21 protein-coding genes and 1 riboswitch are annotated in these 23,606 nt (G+C 68.3%); of the genes, 9 read left to right on the top strand and 12 right to left on the bottom strand.

Going from position 1 to position 23,606, the window contains the following annotated elements; genetic code table 11:
* Positions 1-51: 51 nt before the first annotated feature.
* A riboswitch (TPP riboswitch) is annotated at positions 52-146 on the bottom strand.
* Between the two features lie 60 nt (positions 147-206).
* Positions 207-857, bottom strand: coding sequence for a TetR/AcrR family transcriptional regulator (locus FHW85_RS18035; RefSeq protein ID WP_167255305.1), 651 nt, complete (start codon positions 855-857; stop codon positions 207-209).
* 89 nt (positions 858-946) lie between these two features.
* On the opposite strand from FHW85_RS18035, the gene FHW85_RS18030 reads away from it, so the two are divergent.
* From FHW85_RS18030 to FHW85_RS18020, 3 genes are all read left to right on the top strand, one after another.
* A complete protein-coding gene (locus FHW85_RS18030) occupies positions 947-1,282 on the top strand; it encodes a hypothetical protein (protein WP_168649173.1) in 336 nt (111 codons plus the stop codon).
* 168 nt (positions 1,283-1,450) lie between these two features.
* Entirely contained in the window at positions 1,451-2,110 is a 660-nt protein-coding gene (locus tag FHW85_RS18025) for a protein-L-isoaspartate O-methyltransferase (RefSeq protein ID WP_168649172.1), read from the top strand.
* 35 nt (positions 2,111-2,145) lie between these two features.
* Positions 2,146-3,462 (top strand): TolC family outer membrane protein, encoded by a 1,317-nt coding sequence (locus FHW85_RS18020; protein ID WP_168649171.1) that lies wholly within the window; start codon positions 2,146-2,148, stop codon positions 3,460-3,462.
* A gap of 70 nt (positions 3,463-3,532) precedes the next feature.
* Here FHW85_RS18020 and waaA read toward each other — a convergent pair whose 3' ends face one another.
* The gene (waaA, locus tag FHW85_RS18015; RefSeq protein WP_167255297.1) at positions 3,533-4,798 is read right to left on the bottom strand and encodes a lipid IV(A) 3-deoxy-D-manno-octulosonic acid transferase; all 1,266 of its coding nucleotides are present in this window, start codon (positions 4,796-4,798) and stop codon (positions 3,533-3,535) included.
* Between the two features lie 104 nt (positions 4,799-4,902).
* Between waaA and lpxL the strand changes: the two genes are divergently transcribed.
* Both lpxL and FHW85_RS18005 read left to right on the top strand, forming a co-directional pair.
* Complete coding sequence (gene lpxL, locus FHW85_RS18010; RefSeq protein WP_168649170.1) at positions 4,903-5,829, top strand: LpxL/LpxP family Kdo(2)-lipid IV(A) lauroyl/palmitoleoyl acyltransferase; 927 nt, start codon at positions 4,903-4,905, stop codon at positions 5,827-5,829.
* Positions 5,830-5,896: 67 nt separating this feature from the next.
* Entirely contained in the window at positions 5,897-6,811 is a 915-nt protein-coding gene (locus FHW85_RS18005; protein WP_167255293.1) for a DUF535 family protein, read from the top strand.
* A 12-nt stretch (positions 6,812-6,823) separates the two neighbouring features.
* Here the strand turns inward: FHW85_RS18005 and FHW85_RS18000 are convergent, their stop codons facing one another.
* The 4 genes from FHW85_RS18000 to FHW85_RS17985 form a co-directional block, all read right to left on the bottom strand.
* Positions 6,824-7,615: a glycosyltransferase family 2 protein gene (locus FHW85_RS18000; RefSeq protein ID WP_167255291.1), complete on the bottom strand. Its 792-nt coding sequence runs from the start codon at positions 7,613-7,615 to the stop codon at positions 6,824-6,826.
* Positions 7,605-8,870 carry an O-antigen ligase family protein gene (locus tag FHW85_RS17995; protein WP_168649169.1) on the bottom strand — a complete coding sequence of 422 codons (1,266 nt, stop codon included), beginning with the start codon at positions 8,868-8,870 and terminating at the stop codon, positions 7,605-7,607. The genes FHW85_RS18000 and FHW85_RS17995 overlap by 11 nt, the downstream gene beginning before the upstream one ends.
* A gap of 87 nt (positions 8,871-8,957) precedes the next feature.
* On the bottom strand, positions 8,958-10,085 hold the full coding sequence (locus tag FHW85_RS17990; protein WP_168649168.1) for a glycosyltransferase: 1,128 nt from the start codon (positions 10,083-10,085) through the stop codon (positions 8,958-8,960).
* Positions 10,086-10,183: 98 nt separating this feature from the next.
* On the bottom strand, positions 10,184-10,393 hold the full coding sequence (locus tag FHW85_RS17985) for a zinc-finger domain-containing protein (protein WP_167255417.1): 210 nt from the start codon (positions 10,391-10,393) through the stop codon (positions 10,184-10,186).
* Positions 10,394-10,579: 186 nt separating this feature from the next.
* Between FHW85_RS17985 and FHW85_RS17980 the strand changes: the two genes are divergently transcribed.
* The gene (locus FHW85_RS17980; RefSeq protein ID WP_168649167.1) at positions 10,580-11,830 is read left to right on the top strand and encodes a Yip1 family protein; all 1,251 of its coding nucleotides are present in this window, start codon (positions 10,580-10,582) and stop codon (positions 11,828-11,830) included.
* Positions 11,831-11,916: 86 nt separating this feature from the next.
* Here FHW85_RS17980 and FHW85_RS17975 read toward each other — a convergent pair whose 3' ends face one another.
* Both FHW85_RS17975 and FHW85_RS17970 read right to left on the bottom strand, forming a co-directional pair.
* Complete coding sequence (locus tag FHW85_RS17975; protein ID WP_167255283.1) at positions 11,917-12,501, bottom strand: YceI family protein; 585 nt, start codon at positions 12,499-12,501, stop codon at positions 11,917-11,919.
* Between the two features lie 52 nt (positions 12,502-12,553).
* The gene (locus FHW85_RS17970; RefSeq protein ID WP_167255281.1) at positions 12,554-13,150 is read right to left on the bottom strand and encodes a malonic semialdehyde reductase; all 597 of its coding nucleotides are present in this window, start codon (positions 13,148-13,150) and stop codon (positions 12,554-12,556) included.
* Positions 13,151-13,282: 132 nt separating this feature from the next.
* Between FHW85_RS17970 and FHW85_RS17965 the strand changes: the two genes are divergently transcribed.
* Complete coding sequence (locus tag FHW85_RS17965) at positions 13,283-14,266, top strand: mitochondrial fission ELM1 family protein (protein ID WP_168649166.1); 984 nt, start codon at positions 13,283-13,285, stop codon at positions 14,264-14,266.
* Here FHW85_RS17965 and glnE read toward each other — a convergent pair.
* Positions 14,263-17,124: a bifunctional [glutamate--ammonia ligase]-adenylyl-L-tyrosine phosphorylase/[glutamate--ammonia-ligase] adenylyltransferase gene (gene glnE, locus FHW85_RS17960; protein ID WP_167255277.1), complete on the bottom strand. Its 2,862-nt coding sequence runs from the start codon at positions 17,122-17,124 to the stop codon at positions 14,263-14,265. The two genes, FHW85_RS17965 and glnE, sit on opposite strands and share 4 nt — an antisense overlap.
* A gap of 238 nt (positions 17,125-17,362) precedes the next feature.
* Between glnE and FHW85_RS17955 the strand changes: the two genes are divergently transcribed.
* The gene (locus FHW85_RS17955; protein WP_168649165.1) at positions 17,363-19,255 is read left to right on the top strand and encodes an LTA synthase family protein; all 1,893 of its coding nucleotides are present in this window, start codon (positions 17,363-17,365) and stop codon (positions 19,253-19,255) included.
* A 217-nt stretch (positions 19,256-19,472) separates the two neighbouring features.
* Positions 19,473-19,898: a hypothetical protein gene (locus FHW85_RS17950; RefSeq protein ID WP_168649164.1), complete on the top strand. Its 426-nt coding sequence runs from the start codon at positions 19,473-19,475 to the stop codon at positions 19,896-19,898.
* 135 nt (positions 19,899-20,033) lie between these two features.
* Here the strand turns inward: FHW85_RS17950 and FHW85_RS17945 are convergent, their stop codons facing one another.
* From FHW85_RS17945 to groES, 3 genes are all read right to left on the bottom strand, one after another.
* Positions 20,034-21,113: a Fic family protein gene (locus FHW85_RS17945; protein WP_210427846.1), complete on the bottom strand. Its 1,080-nt coding sequence runs from the start codon at positions 21,111-21,113 to the stop codon at positions 20,034-20,036.
* A 360-nt stretch (positions 21,114-21,473) separates the two neighbouring features.
* Positions 21,474-23,117, bottom strand: coding sequence for a chaperonin GroEL (gene groL, locus FHW85_RS17940; protein ID WP_167255267.1), 1,644 nt, complete (start codon positions 23,115-23,117; stop codon positions 21,474-21,476).
* Between the two features lie 59 nt (positions 23,118-23,176).
* Complete coding sequence (gene groES / locus FHW85_RS17935) at positions 23,177-23,470, bottom strand: co-chaperone GroES (protein WP_026634928.1); 294 nt, start codon at positions 23,468-23,470, stop codon at positions 23,177-23,179.
* Positions 23,471-23,606 lie beyond the last annotated feature (136 nt).

Below are 23,606 nucleotides of genomic sequence, written 5' to 3'. Positions count from 1 at the left end.
ACACGAAGCGGCGGCGCCGGAGGCACGAACTGCCTGGGTTCAGCAGGCTTGGGATCGTGCGGCGAAGCTCCCTACACCGGTGCTAACCGGATCAGGTTCGAAGGGACTCTCTCAGCCGACCGTGGTCGGCACCCCCGCTTCCAGAAGGCTGATATTCAAGCACGAATCGCCGGATACGGGCGAGTACGCGGCGTGAAGAGGGGGATTCAGCGCGGCAGGTAGGCGCGCAGGAAGGTGGACACGCCGGCGCGGGCGTTCGATTCCACCTCGCTGGCGAAGGCGTCCTGGCAGCCGTCGCAGCCGAACATGCGGCGCAGCACGAGGTCGCCCTTGATCAGGGCCAGGAACTGCACGCTGGCCTGGGCGACGTTCTCGATCTCCAGCTTGCCGTCGTCAACCGCCTGTTCCAGCAGGCGTTCCATCAGCTTGTGCGTGCGGGTGGGGCCTTCTTCCCACAGCAGCTTGCCGTAGCGCGGATTGCCCTGGCGGCAGTCGCTGAGGATGGCGCGGAAGGTGCCGACGTTCTTCGGGTCGCAGTCGATGTGGGCGTGGGTCATGGCGACGCGCATGAGCAGGTCGCTGATCTCCGTGGCCGGGTCGTACAGGTAGGTGTCTTCCGGCAGCAGGTCCTGGATGTGCGCGCGGATCACCTCGCGGAACAGGTTGTCCTTGTCGCCGAAGTGGCTGTAGACGGTGAGCTTGGACACGCCCGCCTCGGCGGCCACGGCGTCCATGCTGGTGCCGGCGAAGGCGTTGCGCACGAACAGGCCCTTGGCGGCCTCCAGGATCGCGGCGCGCTTCTCCATGTCCTTAGGGCGGCCAGGACCCTGGGGCTTGGTTTGCGCGATCGTGTTCATGCCGTTCTACACCTTCACAAAGGGATAACCGGGGTTTAGTATACGCGCCGGTTTACTTATTTTCCACCGCCGTCCTGAACGGCCGACCCATGACCTCTACTATCGCAGAACTCACTCTCAGCGGCCCTTATCGCCATGCCCAGCGCATGCTTGCCGCGTGGCTGGAGCATGGCCAGGCGCTTGCCCGCCGCCGCGCTTTCGCCGTGCGCGTGGCGCTGGCCGCGCTGAATGCGCCCGAGCGCCACCGCATCGCGCGCTGGCTGGCCTGGCTGGCGGTCGCGGCGGAAAGCCGCCGGCAGCCGGCCCTGCTGCCGCGCATCCGGCTGCTGGATGCGGCGCTCGGACAAGCAACCGAAGATGCGTTCGCACGCCTGCCGATGGACATCGCCGCCAAGCGGGCGGATAACCGTCGCCTGACGGCTTGAGTGTCCGCGGACACCGCGCTGCGCATGACTTCCGTCAGCTCGTCGCGGTGACTTCCGGCACTTCGTGGGGAAGCAGGCAAGCTCCAGGCTTTTGAACATTGTCGGGACTGGTCTAAGCGCTTATCCTTTCTGACCTTTTTTCGACTTTGCACGGGACGTAGGCTGACCATGGCGATGAACTTCGAACAGGCGCGGCAGAACATGGTGGAAAACCAGGTGCGCCCCTGGGAGGTGCTGGACGCGCGCGTGCTCGACGTGCTCGGCCGCCTGCACCGCGACCAGTTCGTCGCCCCGGAGCATCGTGCGCTGGCCTATGCCGACGTCGGCCTGCCGATCGGCCATGGCGAGAGCATGCTCAAGCCGGTGCTGGAAGGCCGCGTGCTGCAGGCGCTGGAGCTGAAGGAAGCGGAACACGTGCTGGAAATCGGCACGGGCTCGGGCTTCCTCACCGCCTGCATGGCGAGCCTGTCCGGCCATGTCACCAGCGTCGACATCCATGCCGACTTCATCGCCGCCGCGGCGCAGCGCATCGCGCAGGCGGGCATCGACAACGTGACGCTCGCCACGGGCGAGGCGGTCAAGGCCTGGCAGCCTGCCGGCCAGTTCGATGCGGTGGTGGTCACCGGCGCCGTGTATGAAATTCCCCAGCGTTTCCTCGGCTGGCTCAAGCCGGGCGGCCGCCTGCTGGCGGTGCGCGGCGAGTCGCCGGTGCAGCAGATGGTGCTGCTGACCCACGAGGGCGAAGGCCGCTATCGCGAGGAGAGCATCCTCGAGACCGACCTGCCCTACCTGGTGCACGCCGAGCCGCCGCGCAAATTCGTTTTCTGACCTGACCCGATTTCCCATTCCCCAAGAGGCAACCCATGCGTTTGAAGCTTCTGACCCTTGCCCTGGCCCTGACGGCGCTTCCGTTGTCCGGCCACAGCGAGGATTTGCTGGATGCATACCGAGAAGCCCGCGCTAACGATCCGGTGCTGGCGCAGTCCGACGCCAACCGCCAGGCCACCGGCGAGGGCATCACGCAGGCGCGCGCACTGATGCTGCCGCAGCTGAGCGCGGGGTTGACCTTCAACCAGTACAGCGGCAACAACAGCCAGGACTCCGCCGGCGGCCATTCGCGCTCGCGCACCGAGAACGCCACCCTGAGCCAGAGCGTGCTGGACATCAGCAAGTGGACGGGCCTGAAAACCGCCCGCTCGCAGTCCGACGCGCAGGAACAGCTCTACCAGGCCGCGCTGCAGAACCTGTACGTGCGCGTCACGCAGGCCTACTTCGGCGTGCTCACCGCGCAGGACACGCTGACCTTCAACAAGGCCAACGAAGAAGCCTACCGCCAGGCCTACGAGCAGGCGGACCAGCGCTTCAAGGTCGGCCTGGCCGCGATCACCGACGTGTACCAGGCCAAGTCGTACTACGAGCTGGCCAAGGCGCAGACCATCTCCGCCGAGAATTCGCTCAACGACGCCAAGGAAGCGCTGCGCCAGATCACCGGCCAGCCGGTCACCGAGCTGAAGAAGCTGCGCGACGACCTGCCGATGGACGCGCCTTCGCCGGCCGACCCGAACACCTGGGTGGAAGAGGCGCTCAAGCACAACCCGAATGTGCTCTCGCAGCAGTACAGCGTGGAAGCGGCCGAGCACAGCATCGACACGGCGCGCGCCGGCCACCTGCCGACCATCAACGCCACGGTCACCCGCGGCCAGACCAATGCCTGGGCCGAGAACGGCGGCCTGGTCACCCCCGGCAACGGCCGCTGGGGCACCACCGCCGGCCTGACCCTGTCGGTGCCGATCTTCGAAGGCTTCGGCACCCAGTCGCGCGTGCGCCAGTCGATCTACAACCGCGACGCGGCGCAGGATTCGCTGGAATCCACCCGCCGCCAGGTCTCGCGCGACACGCTCAACTACTACCGCTCGGTCGGCGCCGGCATCCTGCAGGTGCAGGCAAATCGCGCTTCGGTCGAATCCGGCCAGAAGGCGCTGGAAGCCACCCGCGCCGGCTTCGACGTGGGCACCCAGACCATGCTGAACGTGCTCAACGCGATTCAGACCCTGACCCAGGCGCAGAGCAGCTACTCGCAGGCGCGCCACGCCTTCATCCTCAACAAGCTGCAGCTGAAGCAGTCGGCGGGCACCATCGACATGCCCGACCTGGAAGCGGTCAACGCGCTGCTGCAGTAAGCAGGTTCAGCACGCGCAAACGAAAAGGCCGGGCATTGCCCGGCCTTTTTTCATGCCCTGAACGAGCCGCTCATTCCTGCAGCTGCTTGTCGATCAGCTCCATCACCCGCTGCACCGCGCCGCGCTCGCGGTCGAACACCACCTGCGCATGCAGGCCCATGCTCTTGCGCCGCTCCGCGTCGCGCAGCAGCTGCAGCACGGCGGTGCCCAGCTCGCTGGCGTCGTTGAGGCGCACCGCGGCGCCTTCGCCGATCAGGGTCAGGGTGATTTCCTCGAAATTGAAGGTGTGCGGCCCCACCAGCACCGGCCGCGACAGCGCCGCCGGCTCCAGCACGTTGTGCCCGCCGATCGGCACCAGGCTGCCGCCGACGAAGGCGAGGTCCGCCGCGGCGTAGAACTGCATCAGCTCACCCATGGCGTCGATCACGAACACCTGGTGCGCGGCGGTCGGCACGCGGTCGGCGCTGCGCGTGGCCATGCTGAAACCCAGGCTGCGCACCGCGCTTTCCACCAGCTTGAAACGCTCCGGATGGCGCGGCGCGATCAGCAGCAAGGCGTCCGGCAAGCGCTTGAGCACCTGCAGGTGCGCTTCCAGCACGGGCAGCTCCTCGCCCTCGTGCGTGCTGCCGGCGATCCACACCGGCCGCAGATGGCCCCATTGCCGGCGCAGCTCCTCGCCGGCCTGCACCGCGGCATACGGCACCGGCATGTCGAATTTCAGATTGCCGCTGACCACGATGCGCGCCGGCTCCACCCCCAGCAGCCGGTAGCGCGCCGCGTCGGTGCGCGACTGCGCCGCGATCTGCCGCACGCAGCTCAGCGCCGAGCGCACCAGCCCCTGCAGCGGGCGGTAGCCGCGCAGCGAGCGCTCGGACAGGCGCGCATTGACGATCATCAGCGGAATGCCGCGCTTCTTGCAGGCGAAGTAGAGGTTCGGCCAGATTTCGGTCTCCACGATGATCGCCAGCCGCGGCCGCACCCGCTGCATGAAGCGCGACACCGCGAACGGCAGGTCGTACGGCAGGTACACGTGGTACACGCTGTCGCCGAACAGCTGGCGCACGCGCTCGGAGCCGGTCGGCGTCACCGTGGTCACCACCAGCGGCGCATTGACGTAGGCCTCGCGCAGCGACTTGATCAGGGGCTCGGCCGCATTCACCTCGCCCACCGACACCGCATGCACCCAGATGCTGCCGCGCAGGGTCGGGCCGCGGTAGAAGCCGAAGCGCTCGCGCCAGCGCCGGTGGTAGTCGCGGTAGCGCACGCCGCGCGCCAGCAGCCGCATCACGATGATCGGCGTCACCAGGTACATCGCGAGGGTGTAGAGATAGCGCAACGGCGGGGCTCGAAAGGGCAGGCGCGGCAGTATAGCCAGTGCCTCCGCGCGGGGCAGGCAAACACCCGGCCGCGGCCCCCGCTCTTGCTACAATCGCGGCCCTCATGCCCGGTGCACCTCGTCCCTCCTTCCAAGCCAAGCTGCTTTCCCCGGTCCAATGGCCGGCGTGGCTGGGCGTGGGCATCCTGAAACTGGTCGCGCGCCTGCCGCGCCGCGCGCTCATGGCCGTGGGCCGCGGGCTGGGCGTGCTGATCCAGCATTTCCCCTCGCGCCGCCGGCACATCGCCGAAGTGAACATCGCGCTGTGCTTTCCGGAGCTGTCCGCGGCGGAGCGGGCCGCCCTGGTGGACGCGCACCTGCGCGACATCGGCCTGATGATGATGGAGTTCGCGCTGGGCTGGATGGGCACCGAGCGCGCGATCGAGCGCGTGCCGGTGACGCTGGAAGGCCTGGAGCATCTCGAAGCCGCGCGGGCGCAGGGCAAGGGCGTGCTGCTGGTCGGCGGGCATTTCTCGCATCTGGAGCTGTGCGCGCGGCTGGTATCGCGGCATATCCGCATCGCCGGCATGTACCGGCGCATGGATTCGGCGGTGTTCGAATGGGCCGTGCTGCGCGCGCGCCTGGACTACGCCGCCGCCATGTTCGACAAGGACGACATCCGCGGCACGGTGAAGTACCTGCGCAGCGGCGGCACGCTGTGGTACGCGCCCGACCAGGACATGCGCAGCAAGGACAATGTCTTCGTGCCGTTCTTCGGCGTGCCGGCGGCGACCATCACCGCGACGCATCACCTGGCGCGCCTGTCCGGTGCGCTGGTCGTTCCGTTCTTCCATCGCCGCCTGCCCGACGGCCGCGGCTATGCATTGCGCCTGGGTGCGCCGCTGCAGGACTTTCCCAGCGGTGACGCCGCGTTCGACACCGCGCGCGTGAATGCGAGCATCGAGCAGATGGTGCGCGAAGCGCCCGAGCAATACCTGTGGGTGCACAAGCGCTTCAAGACGCGCCCGCCGCACAGCCCGGAAGTTTATTGAGCCGCGACAGGCAGGCGACAGACTGCTCAAGTACAAGGCATGCGCGGTTTCCCCATTCTTGCGCGCCATGTCCATTCGTTTGTTCTTGCGCTCGCTACGCCATCGTCATGACTGGCGCGGCGCCGCGCCAAAACGCATCGCCTCCGGGCTGAAATACCTGCTGCGCTGCGCCCGCATGGCGCGGCGGCAATCCGCGTGGCTGCAGTTCGTGTACGGCTCGCCGCGGCTCAGCGCGATCCTCGCGCAGGATCCGCGGCTGCTGGAGCGTTGGCATCACCATTACATCAATCGCCGGTTCGGCCGCGCGCGCCGGATGGAGATCGTCGCCGATCATTTCCGCTTCGCCTTCGTGCAGTTGCCCGAAGACATGGCCGACGGCGTCTATCTGCACGGCGGCTACCGCATTGGCGCGCTGACGCTGAAGGACAACAGCGAGCTGCGCATCGAACTGCGCCGCCCCACCGGCCGCAGCCGCGAAGGCGAGCTGGCGCTGTGCCTGACCAACAGCCATGACCAGGTGCTGTCGTCCGCGGTGTTCACCGTGGCCGACGAAGGCAGCAGCCTGCTGATCGGCTGCATGCAGGGCGCGTCGGCGGAGCTGGGCCGCGAAGCGGTGCGCGAGCTGACCAGGCAGTGCCATGGCCTGCGCCCGAAGAATCTGCTGTTCTCGCTGCTGCTGGCTTTCGCCGCCGAATACGGCATCGAACGCGTGCGCGGCGTCGCCAATCTGGCGCATCCGTTCGCCGGCGAGGCGGACAAGATCAAGGCCGACTACGACGCCTTCTGGCAGGAATGCCAGGGCGAGCCGCTCACCGACGGCTTCTACGCCCTGCCCGCGCAGGAGCCGCTGCGCGACGAGACCCAGGTGGAGAGCAAGCACCGCTCCGCCTTCCGCAAGCGCGAGGCGCTGCGGCGCGAGGCCTGCGGGCTGCTGATCACGGCGCTGCGCGGCCAGGTGTGGCCGCTGGACCGGGCGGCATAAGCCAATGGACGGCTAAACGTCCTTGCGCTCCGGCGCAGGGATACGTGTTTCCCTCTGCTCCGCCCGCGTCGCCTCGTAAAGCTTGGCGTACTTCAGGAACGCATAGAACGCGTGGATGCGCGCGGCGATAAAGCCCGCCCAGCCCGAGCGGTAATGCCCGCGCAGCAGGTAGTAGCGGAAGAACGCGGCCCAGGCATTGGTGAGCATGCGCAGGCGCAGGCCGCTGGCGCGGCGGCCGGCCAGGTCCGCCACCTGCAGGCTGGAATAGCGGTTGGCCTTGTCCACGCGGCCGGCGATATCGCGCTCGCCGTAGTGGTCCATCACCAGGTCCAGCACGCCGACGCTGCCGTCGACGGTGACTTCCTCGTGCACGCGGTGGCCGCTCATGCGCGCGCGACGGCGGTCGAACAGGCGCACATAGTGATTGAGGCGGCTGCGCGGCGACTGCCATTGCCAGAAGATCCATTCGCGGCGCCACAGCAGGTAGCCGGCATGCGCCGGCTGCGCGAGCACGTGCTGGATGATCTGCGCGGCGTTCGCCGGCATGGCTTCGTCGGAGTCGAGCAGCAGCACCCAGTCGTGCCGCGCCAGGTCGATGGCCGCCTGCTTCTGCGCGCTGTAGCCGGCGAAGGGCTGGCTCTCGACGCGCGCGCCGTAGTGCGCGGCGATGGCGAGCGTAGCGTCGGTGGAGCCCGAATCCAGCACCACCACCTCGTCGGCCCAGCGCACGCTGGCCAGGCAGGCGTCGAGCGTGGCGGCGCTGTTGTAGCTGGTCAGCACCACCGACAGGGGCTCACGCGCCATCGGCGTCCTCCGCGGCCACGTACAGGCTGGCGCACCACAGGCCCAGCACCCAGGCGAACAGCAGGCCCCACCACGCCGAATAGAAAGCCAGATGGGTATTGAGCGGGAACAGCATCACGCCCAGCGCCACCGTGGCGGGAAATGCGCGGGCGCGCGCCGCCGCTCCCGCCGCATGCCAGCGGCGTATCGCCAGCACCGCGCCGGCCAGCCACAGCGCGAGGCCGGCCAGGCCGGTTTCGCTCAGCACTTCCAGCACCACCTGGTGCGCATGGCAGGCGCCCTCGCCCGCGCCGCAGTTCTCGCCGGTGGCCACGAAGTGGTCGTCCGGCGGCGCCACCTGGCGATAGGCGTAGCGATAGCCGCGCACGCCGACGCCGTTGAGCGGATGCGCTTCGAACATCCACCAGCTGGTGCGCCAGATATCCAGCCGTCCGCTGAGCGCCGTATCCACCGCGTGGTCCGACGCCCGGAAGGCGAGCAAGGTCTTTTCCATGCGCGCGTGGAAACGCTCCGAGGTTTTCCATGCCAGTCCGCCGGCGGCCGCGGCGACCAGGGTGCCGGCGCAGCAGATCAGCACGAAGCGCCTGGCCGAGCCGGCCTCGCGCCAGGCGAAGGCCAGCACCACCAGCGCGTAGGTAAGCCACGATGCACGCGATCCTGAGAGCAGCACCGGCCCGAGCAAGGCCAGCGCGGCCAGCACCAGCCCCAGCCGCCCCCAGCACCAGCGCGCGGCCCACAGCGCGAACGGCGCCAGCACGGCGAGCGAGGGGCCGAGCTTGAGATTGTCGGCGCCGAAGATGCCGGACACGCGCTCCTGCTCCGCATGCCCGCCCAGGCTCCAGCCGGTCAGCGCCTGCACCCAGGCATCCAGCACCCACACGGCGAGCACGGCGGCGACGGCGACATAAAGCGCATCGAGCTTGCCGGCGCGGCGGATGGCGAAGCACGCATACAGCCCCAGCGGCACGTAGCGCAGCAGCGCCGCCACGGTCGACCAGCTCTTGCCCGGCGCCACCGCCCCGAAGCACGACAGCAGCGCCGCGCCGATATACGCGCCCAGCAGCCACAGCAGCAGCCGTGCGCCGGCATGCTCGCCCAGCGCGCGCGGATGCCGCGCGAACAGCAGCACGACGCCGAGCAGGCACAGAAAGGTGCCCAGCTCCGAGCTGCGCCCGAACGGCAGCAGCGCGATCACCAGCCAGAACGGCAACAGCGGCGAGCGCAGGGCGGCCTTGAGCGCAGGGAGAACAGGCATGCGGGAACCCGGTAGGAAAAGCCGGGGCATTGTAGGCGAGCCGCCACCCTGCTCGTCATTCCGGCGCAGGCCGGAATGACGAGCGAGTCAGCCGGCGACCACTTCCTCGTACAGCGCCAGCGTGGCCTGCTGCATGTCCGACAGGCGGTAGCTCTGCAGCATCGGGATCGGCGGCGCCACGCGCAGCAGCTCGGCCGCGCGCTCCACCAGGCGTTCGCGGTCGCCGACCGGCACGCGGCCGGCCGGATACAGCTCGGCCAGCAGCTCGCCGACGCCGCCGTGGGCATAGCCCAGCACGGGGCGGCACAGCGACAGCGCCTCGACCACGGTGCGGCCGAAGGATTCGGGCTTGTTCGACAGCTGCAGCACCAGCGCCGACACGGCGTAGATGTCGCGCACGTCGTTGCGCGGCGGGGTCAGCACCACCTGGGACTCGATGCCGCGCGCACTGATCAGCTCGCGCAGCTCGGCCACGTAGGCTTCGCGGCCCGGCTCGATCACGCCCAGCAGCAGCAGGCGCGCGTCGATGCCGCGGCGCTTGAGTTCCGCGATCAGCTCCACGGCGTCGTGATGGCCCTTCAGCCGCGTGCCGCGGCCCGGCAGGGTCAGCAGCGGCGCACCGGCCAGGCGCGGGAATTCGGTGAAGAAGGCCTTCTGCCAGGCATCGTCGGGGCGATGACCGTACGGAAATGCCTCAGGGTCGATGCCGCGGGGAATCACCCGCACGCGCGAGGGCTCCAGCCAGCGGTAGTGGCTCAGCACGTAGTCGCGCAGGGTCTGCGAGACGGCGATCACCCGCTCGCCGCGCAGCATGATGGAGCTGTAGCGCCCGGGCGTATTCAAGCCGTGCACGGTGGTGACGAAATGCGGGCGCGGCTGCAGCCCGCGGATCGCCCACCAGCCCAGCCAGGCCGGCAGGCGCGAGCGGGCGTGCACGATGTCCGGCTTCAGCTGCGCCAGCACGCGGCGCAGGGCGCCCACCCGCAGCAGGGTGCGCAGCGACTTGCGGCCGATGTCCAGGCTGATGTGCTCGCTGCCCTCGGCTTCCAGCTGGCCGGCCAGGCGACCGCCGGCGGAGATCACCACCGAACGGTGACCGGCCTGCACCAGCGCGCGCGCGACTTCCAGCGCCGACCGCTCGGCCCCACCGGACTGCAGGGCCGGGATCAGCTGGACCACGGTCAGCGACCGGGCTGGCGCGGCAACGGCGGACATGGACGGTTCGAGTAAAGCCTTCATCCTTGGGGACAAGCAGCAATCGTGCCGATTGCCGCCTGAAGTTCGATGCGGTGCCTTGCCTGGCCCCGGCCGGTTCAGTCGTTCAGGACGTAACGCGCGCCGCAGTAGGGACAGCTGGATTCGCCGCCGTCCTCGACGATCGGCAGGTACACCTTCGGGTGCGAGTTCCACAGCGCCATGCCGGGCAGCGGGCAGGACAAGGGAAGGTCCTTGCGCGTCACTTCATAACGATTTTCGGCATTGGCCAAAATCTGCCGTGCGGGCTCGGCGGGGGAAGCGGGCATGGGATCAAGCTCCAGACTGGACATCGGGCCGACAATGGTAGCAGGCTGCACCGCCCGGCCGGCGCGGCGGGCACAGGGAAGAAACATGCTGTGAACCGGCTCCGGGCCGATTGTCATCGGGCGGCTGCATCATCGGCTGCCCCGGCGGACCACCGCCGCACCATCCAGCTTGAAGGGGAACATCCAATGGATTTCGGAAAGATCATGGCCCGCGCGCGGGCGATCCTCACCACGCCCAAAACCGAATGGCCGGTCATCGCCGCGGAGCCGGCCACCGTGCAGGGCCTCTATACCAGCTACATCCTGGTGCTGGCCGCGCTGCCGGCCGTCGCCGGCTTCATCAAGAACAGCCTGATCGGCGTCAGCCTGATGGGCATGACCTGGCGCGCGCCGTTCGGCTCCGGCCTGGCCGGCATGGTGCTGCAGTACGTGCTGTCGCTGGTGCTGGTCTATGTGATGTCGCTGATCGTCAACGCGCTGGCGCCGAGCTTCGGCGGCCAGAAAGAGCCGGTGCAGGCGCTGAAAGCCGTGGCCTATGCCTGGACCGCCAGCTGGGTCGCCGGCGCCGCCGTGATCCTGCCCTGGATCGGCTGGCTGATCGCCATCGCCGGCGGCATCTACTCGATCTACCTGCTCTACCTGGGCCTGTCGGCCACCATGCAAAGCCCGGTGGAGAAGACGGCCGGCTATACGGCCGTGAGCATCATCATCGGCATCGTGCTGGGCTGGATCGTCAGCATGATCGTGGCCGGCGTGGTCGGCACCGCGGCACTGACCGGCGCCGCCATGAGCGGCGGCCACGTCACCTTCAGCGGCGACAACGGCAGCGCCACCGTCGACAAGGACAGCGCGGCCGGCAAGCTGGCCGAGATGGGTGCGCGCGCCGAGCAGGCCAGCAAGGAGCTGGAGGCCGCGCAGAAGTCCGGCGACACCTCCGCCCAGCAGGCCGCGATGAGCAAGATGATGGGCAACGACGGCAACGTGCAGTCGCTGTCGGCCGACCAGATCAAGGCCTTCCTGCCCGACAGCGCCGGGGGCCTCAAGCGCCAGAGCCTGTCGGCCGAGCGCAGCGCCGGCGTGGGCGTGCAGATCACCGTCGCGCACGGCCAGTACGGGGACGGCAGCCGCAACATCGAGCTGGAAATCTCCGACACCGGTAGCATGAAGGGCATGATGGCGGTGGCCAATGCCTTCGCCGCCGAGTCCGAGCAGCAGACCGACAACGGCTACGAGAAGACCTACAGCAAGGACGGCCGCCTGGTGCACGAGTCCTGGGACAAGGTCAACAAGACCGGCGACTACACCGTGGTGGTCGGCCAGCGCTTCTCGGTGAAGGCCAGCGGCAACGCGGAGATCGACCAGCTCAAGGACGCCGTCAACAGCGTGGACCTGAGCAAGCTGGAGTCGCTGAAGAACGAAGGCGTCAGCAAGAACTGAACTTCCGCCAGCGGCACCAAGAAAAAGCCCGCGCCATCACGGCGCGGGCTTTTTTCATGCGGCGCCGCGAACGGCGCCGGCATGCATCAATCCGCCTTCGGCACCGAAGCCTCGGTGGTGATGTGGATCTTGATCTCGTCGCTGACGTTCGGCACGTAGGCGCCCATGCCGAAATCCGAGCGCTTCACCGTGGTGCTGGCGTCGAAACCCACGGTCTGCACCTTCAGCATCGGGTGCACGCCGCTCTTGTTGAGCTTGGCGTCCAGCACCACCGGCTTGGTCACGCCGTGCACGGTCAGGTCACCGGTCACCTTGTACTTGCCGCCGCCGAGCGACTGCACCTTGGTGCTCTTGAAGGTGATGTTGGCGAACTTGTCGGCGTCGAAGAAATCCGGCTTCTTCAGGTGCTCGTCCAGCTTGGACACGTGGGTGTCCAGGTTGGCCAGCGGCAGGGTCACTTCGACCGAGGACTTGGCTGCGTCCTTCTCGTCGAACACCAGGGTGCCTTCGCCCAAGCCCAGGTTCGCGGTCGGGTTGGAGAAGCCGAAGTGGTTCCAGCTGAACAGCACATTGGTGTGGCCCGGGTCGAGCTTGTAGGTGACCGGGTCGGCCTGCGCGGTGACGGCGGCGCCGATCAGGCCGGCGAGAACGAGGTAACGAAGTGCACGCATGGGTAGTTCTCCGTGGAAGAGGGGGCTGCGGTTAAAGGCGGACGCATCGCGCTCAGGCGATGCGGCACGCCTCCTCGAACGACAGGCGCGGGTTGCGCGGGAACAGGTCGCGGCTGGCATCGCCGTAACCGAGATTGATCAGGAAGTTGGACTTCACGCTGGGCGTATCGGCGAAGAACGCCTTGTCCACGCCGGCGTTGTCGAAGCCGGACATCGGGCCGCAGTCCAGGCCCACCGCGCGCGCCGCGATGATCAGGTAGGCGCCCTGCAGGGTGGCGTTGCGGAATGCGGTGGTGTCGATCATCGGCTGGTTGCCGACGAACCAGCTGCGCGCATCGGCATGCGGGAACAGGCGCGGCAGGTGCTCGTAGAACTCGTGGTCGACGCCGACGATGGCGGTGACCGGCGCCTTCATGGTCTTGGCGCGGTTGCCTTCGGACAGGAACGGCTCCAGCTTGGCCTTGGCCTCGGCCGACTTCACGAACACGATGCGCGCCGGCGAGGAGTTGGCGCTGGTGGGGCCGAACTTGGCCAGCTCGTAGACCTGGCGCAGCACCTCGTCGCTCACCGGCTTGTCCAGGAAGGCGTTGTAGGTGCGGGCCTCGCGGAACAGCTGGTCGAGGGCGGCCTCGGAAAGCAACTCGCTCATGGGTATCCTTCGATAGAACGCGCCGGGCGGCGCCGTGGCCCCGAAGTGTACGGGCACGCAAGGGCGAACAGGACTGGGCCGGACAGAACGTACTGTGGCGAGAATCGAAACAATCCCGGGCCAGCACCCCGCATGACCAGGCTGCACGGCGAATGCTGGGTGGTCACCGACGGCCGCGCCGGCAACGACCGCCAGGCCCTGGCCCTGGCCGAAGCGCTGGGCCTGCCGTTCCGCCATCTGGTGCTGGGACTGCGCGCGCCCTGGTCCTGGTTCGCGCCGCGCCTGCTGCCCGGCGGCCGCTTCGCCCTGCCCGCGCCGCAGCGCCGCGGCATCGTGGTGCCGCCGTGGCCGGCGGTGATCGTCGGCTGCGGCCGCGCGGCGGCGTATTACACGCGGCTGGTGCGCGAACTGTCCGAAGGCGGCAGCTATGCGGTGCAGATTCTCGATCCGCGTATCGATCCGCGGCATTGGGACACGGTGATCGCGCCACGCCATGACGGCCTGGACGGACCGAACGTGCTGCATCCGCTGGGCTCGCTCAATCCGGTCGACGACGCCTGGCTGGCCGAAGGCCGCGACGTCTGCCCCGCCTTCGGCGATCTGCCGCAGCCGCGCGTCGCGGTGCTGGTGGGCGGGCCGCGCAAGGGGATTCCGATCGATGCGGCCTACGCCCACGCCCTGGCCGAGCGGCTGGTGGCGCAGCAACAGCACGACGGCGGCAGCCTGCTGGTGCTGGCCTCGCGCCGCACGCCGGCCGGCGTGGTCGCGGTGCTGCGCGAACGCCTCGCCGGCATTCCCGGCGTGGTGTGGAGCAGCGAGGAAGACGGCGCCAATCCCTACCCCGCCGCCATGGGCTGGGCCGACCGGCTGGTGGTGACGCCGGACTCGATCAACATGCTTTCCGAAGCCTGCGCCATCGGCTGCGCGGTGCAGACCCTGGTGCGCGCACCGCTGCCCGGCAAATTCGCGCGGTTCCACCAGGCGCTGCGCGAAGCGGGGCTGCTGCACGGGCTGGACGACACGCCGCCCGCACGGCAGGCGCCGCTGCGCGAAACCCGCGCCATCGCCGAGACGGTGCGCCAGCGCATTGCGGCGCGCAACGCCAGCCGCACCTAGACCGTCGTCGCCTTCGCGGCGAACGCGAAGCCGAGCTCCGCCGTCACCCGCCGCACTTCTTCGCTCAATGCATCCAGCGCCGGCTCGCGCGGCGCGATGCGCGAACGCAGGTCCAGCGTGCAGGCCAGCGCACGGCGCAGCAGATCGCCATGCGCGCGCGCGAACACCTCGGCTTGCGCATCGTCGAGCAGGCCGCTGGTGCGGCAGGCTTCGATCAGCGCCGCGTTCGCGGTGGACAGCAGCAGCAGCGGCCGCTCCGCCGCGTGCGCCAGCACCAGGCCCTGCAGGGCGAACTCAATATCGAGCAGGCCGCCGTGGCCTTGCTTCAGATCGAACAGGCGCTCGTCGGAACGGTCGCGCTCGGCGCGCCAGCGCCGGCGCATGTCGCTGACGTCGGCCAGCACGCGGGCACGCTCGCGCGGCACGGCGAGGATCTCGCGGCGCACGTCGAGCAACTCCGCATTCAACGCGGCATCGCCGGCCACCGGGCGGGCGCGCAGCAACGCCTGGTGTTCCCACGTCCATGCACGGCTGCGCTGGTATTCGGCGAAGGCTTCCAGGCTGCTGACGAGCAGGCCCTTGGAACCGTCGGGACGCAGCCGCGTATCCACTTCGTACAGACGCCCGGCGCGGGTCAGCACGGTCAGCCAGTTCATCACGCGCTGCGCCAGGCGCTGGTACCAGCGCGAGCCTTCGATCGGGCGCGCGCCATCGCTCATCGCATGGGCGCGGCGGGTGTCGTAGACGAAGACCAGGTCCAGGTCGGAGGCGAAGCCCAGCTCCTCGCCGCCGAGGCTGCCGTAGCCGAGCACGGCGAAGCCGCTGCCTTCGCCCGGCAGGCGGCCGTGCTGTTCGGTGAGTTCGCGTTCCGCCAGGGCCATCACCGCGATTACCACCGACTCCGCCAGCGCACCGAGGCGGCGCGCCGTGGCGACCGCGTCGGCGCGGCCGTCGTTGAAGGCCAGGCCGAGGCGGAACGCCGTGCTGGCCTTGAATTCGTTGATGCGCTCCAGCTCCGCTTCGGCCTCGCGCTCGTCCAGCGTGCCCAGCACGCGGCTGATTTCCGCGCTGATGTCGGCGCGCTTGAGCGGCAGTTGGTCGATGCGCGGATCGAGCACGTCGTCCAGCAGCAGCGGCTGCGCGATCACGCGTTCGGCGAGGAAGGCGCTGCGTGCGAACAGGTCGGCCAGGCGTCGCCGCGCCGCCGGCTGTTCTTCCAGCAAGGCCAGATACGAGGAGCGCCGCGCCACCGCCTGCACCAGCCGGCACAGGCGCAGCAGGCCCGGCACCGGCGCCGCGCTGTCGCGCGCCAGCGCCAGCAGCTGCGGCATCAGGCGGTCGAGCTGTTCGCGCGAACGCGGCGGCATGGCGCGCACCGTTGCGGCCTGCGGCAGCTTGAGCAGCGCCTCGGCGGCTTCGGCGCCGGGCTGGAAACCTGCCGCCTCGAGCAGGCCGGGATCGATCTCTTCCGCGCAGACGCGCCGCCACAGCGCCACGTCTTCCACCGGCACGCTCGCGGTGCGGCCGCCCTGCGGCACCAGCACCTCGGCGAATTCCTCGCTGACCACGGCGCGATGGCGCGCCAGTTCCGCCGCCAGCGCTTCCCACGAGGCATGGCCCAGGCCGAGCGCGATGCGCTCGCGGCTTAGTGCGTCCTCCGGGATGTCGTGCGTCTGCGCGTCGCGCAGCATCTGCACGCGGTTTTCCACCCGGCGCAGGAACACATAGGCCTCGCGCAGCGCCTTGGCGCGCGAGGCGGCGATATGGCCGCGCGCCTCGCAGGCGGTCAGCGCCGGCAGCAGGCCGCGGACGCGCAGGCTCGGTTCGCGGCCGCCGCGGATCAGCTGGGTGAGCTGCACGATGAATTCGACTTCGCGGATGCCGCCGGGGCCGAGCTTGAGATTGTCGGCCAGGTCCTTGCGCGCCACCTCGGCGTCGATCAGCGCCTTCATTTCGCGCAGGCCGGCGAAGGCGGTGTAGTCCAGGTATTTGCGGAACACGAACGGCCGCAGCAGTTCCTGCAGCTGCTTGCCCGCATTGCGGTCGCCGGCCACGGGGCGCGCTTTGATCCAGGCATAGCGCTCCCAGTCGCGGCCTTCGCTCTGGTAGTACTGCTCCATCGCGCTGAACGGCAGCGCGAGGCGACCCGCATTGCCGAACGGGCGCAGGCGCAGATCGACGCGCGCGCAGATGCCGTCGACGGTGGGCTCGGCCAGCAGGCGCACCAGCTGGCGGCCCATGCGCACGAAGTATTCGCTGTTGTCGAGCGGCCGCGGGCCGTCGCTCTGGCCGCTGTGCGGATAGGCCAGCACCAGGTCGATATCGGAGGAGAAATTCAGCTCGCTGCCGCCGAGCTTGCCGAAGCCGACCACCACCATGCGCTGCAGGACGCCCTCGTGGTCGCGGCCGTGGCCATAGCGCGCGGCCAACGCGCGCTCGGACCAGCCCAGCGCGGCGCCCAGCAGCGCCTCGTAGAGCACGCTGGTGGCGGACAGCGTCTCGGGCAATTCGTCCAACCCGTTGACGTCGCGGAACACCAGGCGCAGCGCCTCGGCGTGGCGGAAGCGGCGCAGCGTGGCCATGCAGGCGGCTTCGTCCGGATCGAGCCTGAGCGTCTCGATGCGCGTGCTGGCGTCGCCACCGGCGCGCAGGCGTTCCAGCCCCTGCGGCGCCAGCAGCTGCGGCTGGCGGAACCAGATGTCGTAGGCGAAATCGCTGGCCAGCAGGGCGCGGCGGATGCGCTCGGCCACGCCGGCGTCGTCGTGCAGCGCAACACCGGCCAGGCGGCAGCGCGCGGCCAGTTCGGCGTAGCGGTCGTCGATCAGGGCGCGTAGCGCCGGGGATTCCTTGGGCTGCATCCGGACATTGTGCCTTCCGCGCCGGTGTGCCGTCTGCGCCCGCCCGCGCGATGCCAAGATGACCGGCAGATGACCGCGAGATCCTGCACGGCAGGGGCGCGTGCACGCACCGCTTCGCCATCACGTTGGCACTGCTCGAAAAGTACGCAAGCACCACGAACGCCGAACACCTGGTTCATGCCGGCATCGTTACATTCCGATGTCCGAGCCATGACAGCGCAATCCCCCTAGGACTGCCATGACCAAGACCCTCAATCCAGCCACCAGGTCCGGCCTGGCCCGCCGCGTCGCCCTCCCCTTGATGCTGGCGGTGGCCTTCGTGCTGTTCACCGGCTGGCTCGACGGCGGCGAAGGCGTTGCGCCGCAGCAGCTGTTCCAGCAGCCGCTGTACCTGCTGGCCAATGCGCTGCCGGGGCTGCTGCTGGCCCTGCTGCTGATGGTGCTGAGCCGGCGTCCGCTGCTCTCGTTCGGCCTGGCCTTCCTGCTGCAGGGCGTGCTGTACGGCGTCAATGCGCTGAAGGTGAGGCAGCTGGGCACGCCGCTGATGCCGGCCGATTTCCGCATGCTCGGCCAGCTGCGCAAGGGCGGCCTGCATCTGCTCGGCGGTTATCTGCCGACCACACCCTGGCCATACCTGGCGCTGGCCGCCGGCATCGCCCTGGTGGTGCTGGCCTGGCGCAAGGAGCTGCCGCTGTTCCCGCGCCGCACCCGCGGCAAGCGCCTGCTCGCCGGCGCCTCGGTGCTGGTGGTGCTCGGCTCGCTGCTGGGCGGCGCGCCGGCATGGGGCCGCTTCTACGACGGCGAGACGCTGTGGATGGAGCCGTGGTCGGCCTCGTCCACCGCGCAGCATTCGGGGCTGGTCAGCTCGCTGATGATGTTCCATCTGCATTTCGGCCAGCAGCGCAAGAAGGCCGACCCCAATGCGGCGATGCAGCTGATCGGCCAGGCCGACGGCGCGCTGCGCGAACGCATGCGCGGCGCGTCGGGCGATACCGGCGCCATGCCCGACATCGTGGTGGTGCAGAGCGAATCGTTCTTCGATCCGGCCATCCTCAAGGGCTTCGAGCACCACGACCTCACGCCGAACCTGCACCGCCTGGCGCAGCAGGGCTACAGCGGCGCGCTGCACGTACCGACCTTCGGCGGCGGCACCATCCGCACCGAGTTCGAGGTGTTGACCGGCCTGTCGCTGCGCTACTTCGACGACCTGCAGTTCCCGTACCTGCAGCTCAACACCAAGGTGGTGCCGGGCATGGTGCGCACGCTGCGCTCGCACGGGTATCGCACGATGGCGATCCACGGCAACAACCCCGCCTTCTGGAACCGCAGCACGGCGTTCCGCGCGATCGGCTTCGACCGTTTCGTGTCGCAGGGCGGCTTCGTCAACGCCAAGGACCTGGACGGCCAGTACATGGCCGACCGCGCCATGACCGACGAAATCATGGCGCAGCTCAAAGATGCCGGCCCGCCGCAATTCCTGTTCGCGATCAGCATCGAAGCGCACGGCCCCTACGACGTGACGCCGGCCGATGCGGTCAAGCGCGATGCGATCCCCGTGCCGGACGGCCTTGCCGCCGAGGACAAGACCGAACTGCGCAACTACCTCTATCACATGCAGCACGCCGACGAAGAACTGGGCCGCCTGGCCAGCCTGCTGGCGCAACGCGAGCGCCCCACCCTGCTGCTGTTCTACGGCGACCACCTGCCGGGCTTGAGCGGCAGCTTCGAAACGCTGGGCTTCGTCGACGGCAAGGACATGCTGAGCGAGCCGGGCACCTGGCTGCTGGTCGATCCGCGCAACCAGGTGCAGCCGCAGCGCGAGGATCTCGCCTCATGGATGCTGCCGGGCAAGGTGCTGGAGCAGGCCGGCATCCACGACGATGCGTACTTCGCGCTGACCCAGGTACTGGCGCCGCAGCTGGCCGCGCTCACCCGCGCACCGGGCGCGCCGCCACAGGCCGAGGACGGCAGCGAGCAGCGCATCGATGCGGCGATGGAGAGCGTGGCGCTGCTGCGGCTGAAAGGAAAACTCGACCGCATGCTGCCGCGCGCCGATGCGCTTTCGGAACATACCGGCTTCGCGCAGGAAGGCATCGCACCCGCCGCCGCCACCGAAGGCGCGCATCAGTGATGCCGCGCAAGGCGCATTCCCACTAGCTGCGCGAAAGAAAACAAGAGTGCGCGGAACGCGTTTTTCATCGGCACGCACCAGCGATTCAGCGACATGTCCGCCGGCTTAAGCAAACCGGAGCAGCCCGAAAAAATTCAGGATTCAGCAGGCAAACCGCCTCTAGCGTGATTCCACCGCGGCACGTTGCGTCGCGGCACTCACATCGGAGGTTTACCCCATGCGTAAGACCCTGCTTGCTGCTCTCGTCCTCTCGGCCACCGTGCTGACCGCCCCTGCCTTCGCCCAGGCCCAGGCGGCCGCCAAGGCCGGCGCGAGCGTCAATGCCGGCACCTCGGTGCAGGACGCCACCAAGGCGAGCGCGAACCTCAACGCCGGCGCCGCGGTGCAGGACGTCACCAAGACGACGGACCAGGTTGCCACCAAGACCGCCGACGGCGCGACCGACACCGTGAAGAAGGCGACGCACAAGGCCAAGCACGCCGGCCACAAGGCGGCCAAGACCACCGAGTCGGCCGCGAGCGATGCCACCGGCGGCGCCGAAGCCGCCACCTCGGTGAAGGCCGGCGCGAAGGTCGAGACGCCGGTCGCCGGCGCCGCGGTCGGCGCGAAGACCGACGCCAAGGCGGAAGCCGGCGGCAAGTAAGCGATCAACCGACGCGGCGCCAAGGGCGCGCCCGCATCGAGCAACCCCGGGAGGTGGACTCCCGGGGTTTTCTTTTGGGCAAAGAAAAACCCCGCCGTAGCGGGGCCCTTCTCACGGATCAAGCATGTCGCCCGATCACTTCACCGCCGCTTGCCCCGCATCCGCGGATTCGCCGAACAAGTCGATGTAAGCCTGATAACGGAACAACCGGTTGCGCCGATAGCCGGTGGCTTCGGCAAGGATGCCCAAGGCGACCAGCCGCGACACCAGGTTGTTGGCCGCGGTATAGGTCGTAGTGGTCAGCGCCTGCACGTCGGCCACCGCAACGATCGGGCGTCGATACAGGTATTCCAGGAGCTTGTGCCCATTGCCCGCGGCGCGCCCCAATCCTTCGGTGACTCTGGCGCGATGGTCTTCGCGCAGCAGAAGGATGCGTCGCGCGGTCTCCGTAGCTTCGCGGCTGACGCTCACCACGCCACGCAGGAAGAACGCCAGCCAGCCTTCCCAATCGCCCTTGTCGCGCACGGCCTGCAGTCGCTCGTAGTACTCGGCGCGGTGCTGCTTGAAGAAATGCGACAGGTAGAGGACCGGTTTCCCAAGAATGTCCCGCTGGCACAGCAGAAAGGTGATCAGCAGACGGCCGACGCGTCCATTGCCATCGAGAAAGGGATGGATGGTTTCGAACTGCGCATGCGCCAGCCCTATTTGAATCAACGCCGGCAGCGCGCTCTGCGCGTGCAGGAAGGTTTCCAGCGCGCCAAGCGCGTTCGGCACCTCGTGCGGCGGTGGTGGAACGAAGCTGGCTTCGCTCAAGGTGCAACCCGAAGCACCGATCCAGTTCTGCGAATGGCGCAGTTCGCCGGGCGTGAGGCGCATGCCGCGCACGCCTTGCAACAAGCGCTCGTGGATTTCGCGAATCAGGCGCACCGACACCGGCAGTTCCTGCAGCCGGCCCAGGCCATAGTTCATGGCACTGACGTAATTGACCACCTCGTCGACGTCGCGCGGCCGGTCCGGGGTCAGGATGTGCGCTTCGGCGGCCAGCAGGTCCTGCAATGAACTCTGCGTGCCTTCGATCTGGCTGGAAAGCACGGCCTCCTTGCGTACGTACATGAAGACGAACAGATCGGGATTGGGCAGGGTTTGAATCGAACCGTCGAGGCGGCCCAGCGCACGATCGGCAAGCGACAGCAACGCCTGCAGCTCGTCGTCCATCCGCAACGCGGGCTTCGGTGGCAGGGGGTTCGGATGAAAAGCGCGGTAACCACTGGGCTGGGCGATATAGCGCCCGGCACGCTGGTTACGGTCCCCGGCCGGAGAACGGGCCCTCGGCCTGTTCATGCAAGGCAAACTTGCATAAGGATGGATTCTCTTTCCATATTAAAGTCTACCTACAATATAGAGGCGCTTTGGCGCCATGTACAAGGCGACCAATGATATGGAGTACGGCCGATCCTGCCCCTCGCTGGATGGCCAATATCAGACGACATCCCTCTGCTCTCGCCCCCGCGGCCCCAAAAAGAAAACCCCGCACAAGGCGGGGTTCTCCTCGAAGCTGACAACAGATGGGGCGGATCAGAAATCCATGCCGCCCATGCCACCCATGCCGCCGCCCGCACCGTGCGAGTGGGCTTCTTCCTTCTTCGGCAGCTCGGTCACGGCCGCTTCGGTCGTGATGATCGAGCCGGCCACCGAGGCGGCGTACTGCAGCGCCGAGCGGGTGACCTTGGTCGGGTCCAGGATGCCGAAGGCGATCATGTCGCCGAACTCGCCGGTGGCGGCGTTGTAGCCGAAGTTGCCCTGGCCTTCCTTCACCTTGTTGGCGATGACGGAGGGCTCTTCGCCGGCATTGGCCACGATCGCGCGCAGCGGAGCTTCCAGAGCGGCGGTGGTGATCTTGATGCCGTGGTTCTGGTCTTCGTTGGCGCCCTTCAGGCCGACCACGGCCTTCAGCGCACGGATCAGGGCGACGCCGCCGCCCGGCACCACGCCTTCCTCGACGGCCGCACGGGTGGCGTGCAGTGCGTCTTCGACGCGGGCCTTCTTTTCCTTCATTTCCACTTCGGTGGCGGCACCGACCTTGATCACGGCCACGCCGCCGGCCAGCTTCGCCACGCGCTCCTGCAGCTTCTCGCGGTCGTAGTCGGAGGAGGTCTCCTCGATCTGCGCCTTGATCTGGCCGATGCGCGACTGGATCTTCTCCGCTTCGCCGGCGCCGTCGATGATCGTGGTGTTTTCCTTGGTGACCACGATCTTCTTCGCGCGGCCGAGATCGGCGATGGTCGCCTTCTCAAGCTGCAGGCCCACTTCCTCGGAGATCACCTGGCCGTTGGTCAGGATGGCCATGTCTTCCAGCATCGCCTTGCGGCGGTCGCCGAAGCCCGGAGCCTTCACGGCGGCCACCTTGACGATACCGCGGATGGTGTTGACCACCAGGGTGGCCAGCGCCTCGCCTTCCACTTCCTCGGCGACGATCAGCAGCGGCTTGCCGGCCTTGGCCACGCCCTCGAGGATCGGCAGCAGCTCGCGCACGTTGGAGATCTTCTTGTCGTACAGCAGGATGAAGGGGTCATCCAGTTCGACCTGCTGCGACTGCTGGTTGTTGATGAAGTACGGCGACAGGTAGCCGCGGTCGAACTGCATGCCCTCGACCACGTCCAGCTCGTTGTCCAGGCCCGAGCCTTCCTCGACCGTGATCACGCCTTCCTTGCCGACCTTCTTCATGGCGGTGGCGATGATTTCGCCGATGGCCGAGTCGGAGTTGGCGGAGATGGTGCCGACCTGGGCGATCGCCTTGTCGTCGGCGGTCGGGTTGGAGAGCTTCTTGAGCTCTTCCACGGCCGCGACCACGGCCTTGTCGATGCCGCGCTTCAGATCCATCGGGTTCATGCCCGCGGCGACCGCCTTCAGGCCGTCCTGGATGAAGGCCTGGGCCAGCACGGTGGCGGTGGTGGTGCCGTCGCCGGCCACGTCGGAGGTCTTGGAAGCGGCTTCCTTGACGATCTGCGCGCCGATGTTCTCGTACTTGTCGGCCAGCTCGATTTCCTTGGCGACGGAGACGCCGTCCTTGGTCACGGTCGGGGCGCCGAAGCTCTTCTCGAGCACTACGTTGCGGCCCTTGGGACCCAGGGTCACCTTGACCGCGTTGGCCAGGGTGTTGACACCCTTGAGCATGCGGGCGCGGACGTCTTCGCCAAAGCGGACTTCTTTTGCAGCCATGATCTGTATTCCTTTGAATGCTTGAATGAGGGGATGGGAAGAGAAGCGGGAGAGGCTGCTTAGCCTTCGATCACCGCAACGATGTCGTCTTCCTTCAGGAAGACCAGCTCTTCGCCGTCGATCTTGATTTCCTGGCCGGCGTACTTGCCGAACAGCACCACGTCGCCTTCGTTCACCGACATCGGGCGGACCTTGCCGTCTTCCAGGATGCGGCCGGCGCCGGCGGCGATGACCTTGCCGCGGGTCGGCTTCTCGGTGGCGCTGTCGGGGATGACGATGCCACCGGCGGAAACGCGCTCTTCTTCGAGGCGCTTGACGATGACGCGGTCGTGCAGCGGACGCAGCTTGCTCATGGTGATGGGCTCCAGCTTGGGTTTGAGTGGATCGAAAAAGGGGTCCCCGGAACGGCGCCTGCGGCGCTGTTAGCACTCCCGGTGGGTGAGTGCCAATTCTAGCGACGCAGGAATCCCCCGCAAGAGGCTTTGTTCC

The organism is Dyella sp. SG609, assembly GCF_012275375.1.
GTDB lineage: Bacteria > Pseudomonadota > Gammaproteobacteria > Xanthomonadales > Rhodanobacteraceae > Dyella_D > Dyella_D marensis.
Note: the sequence above shows the minus strand (reverse complement) of the source record. Positions and strands in the feature narration are given on the sequence as shown.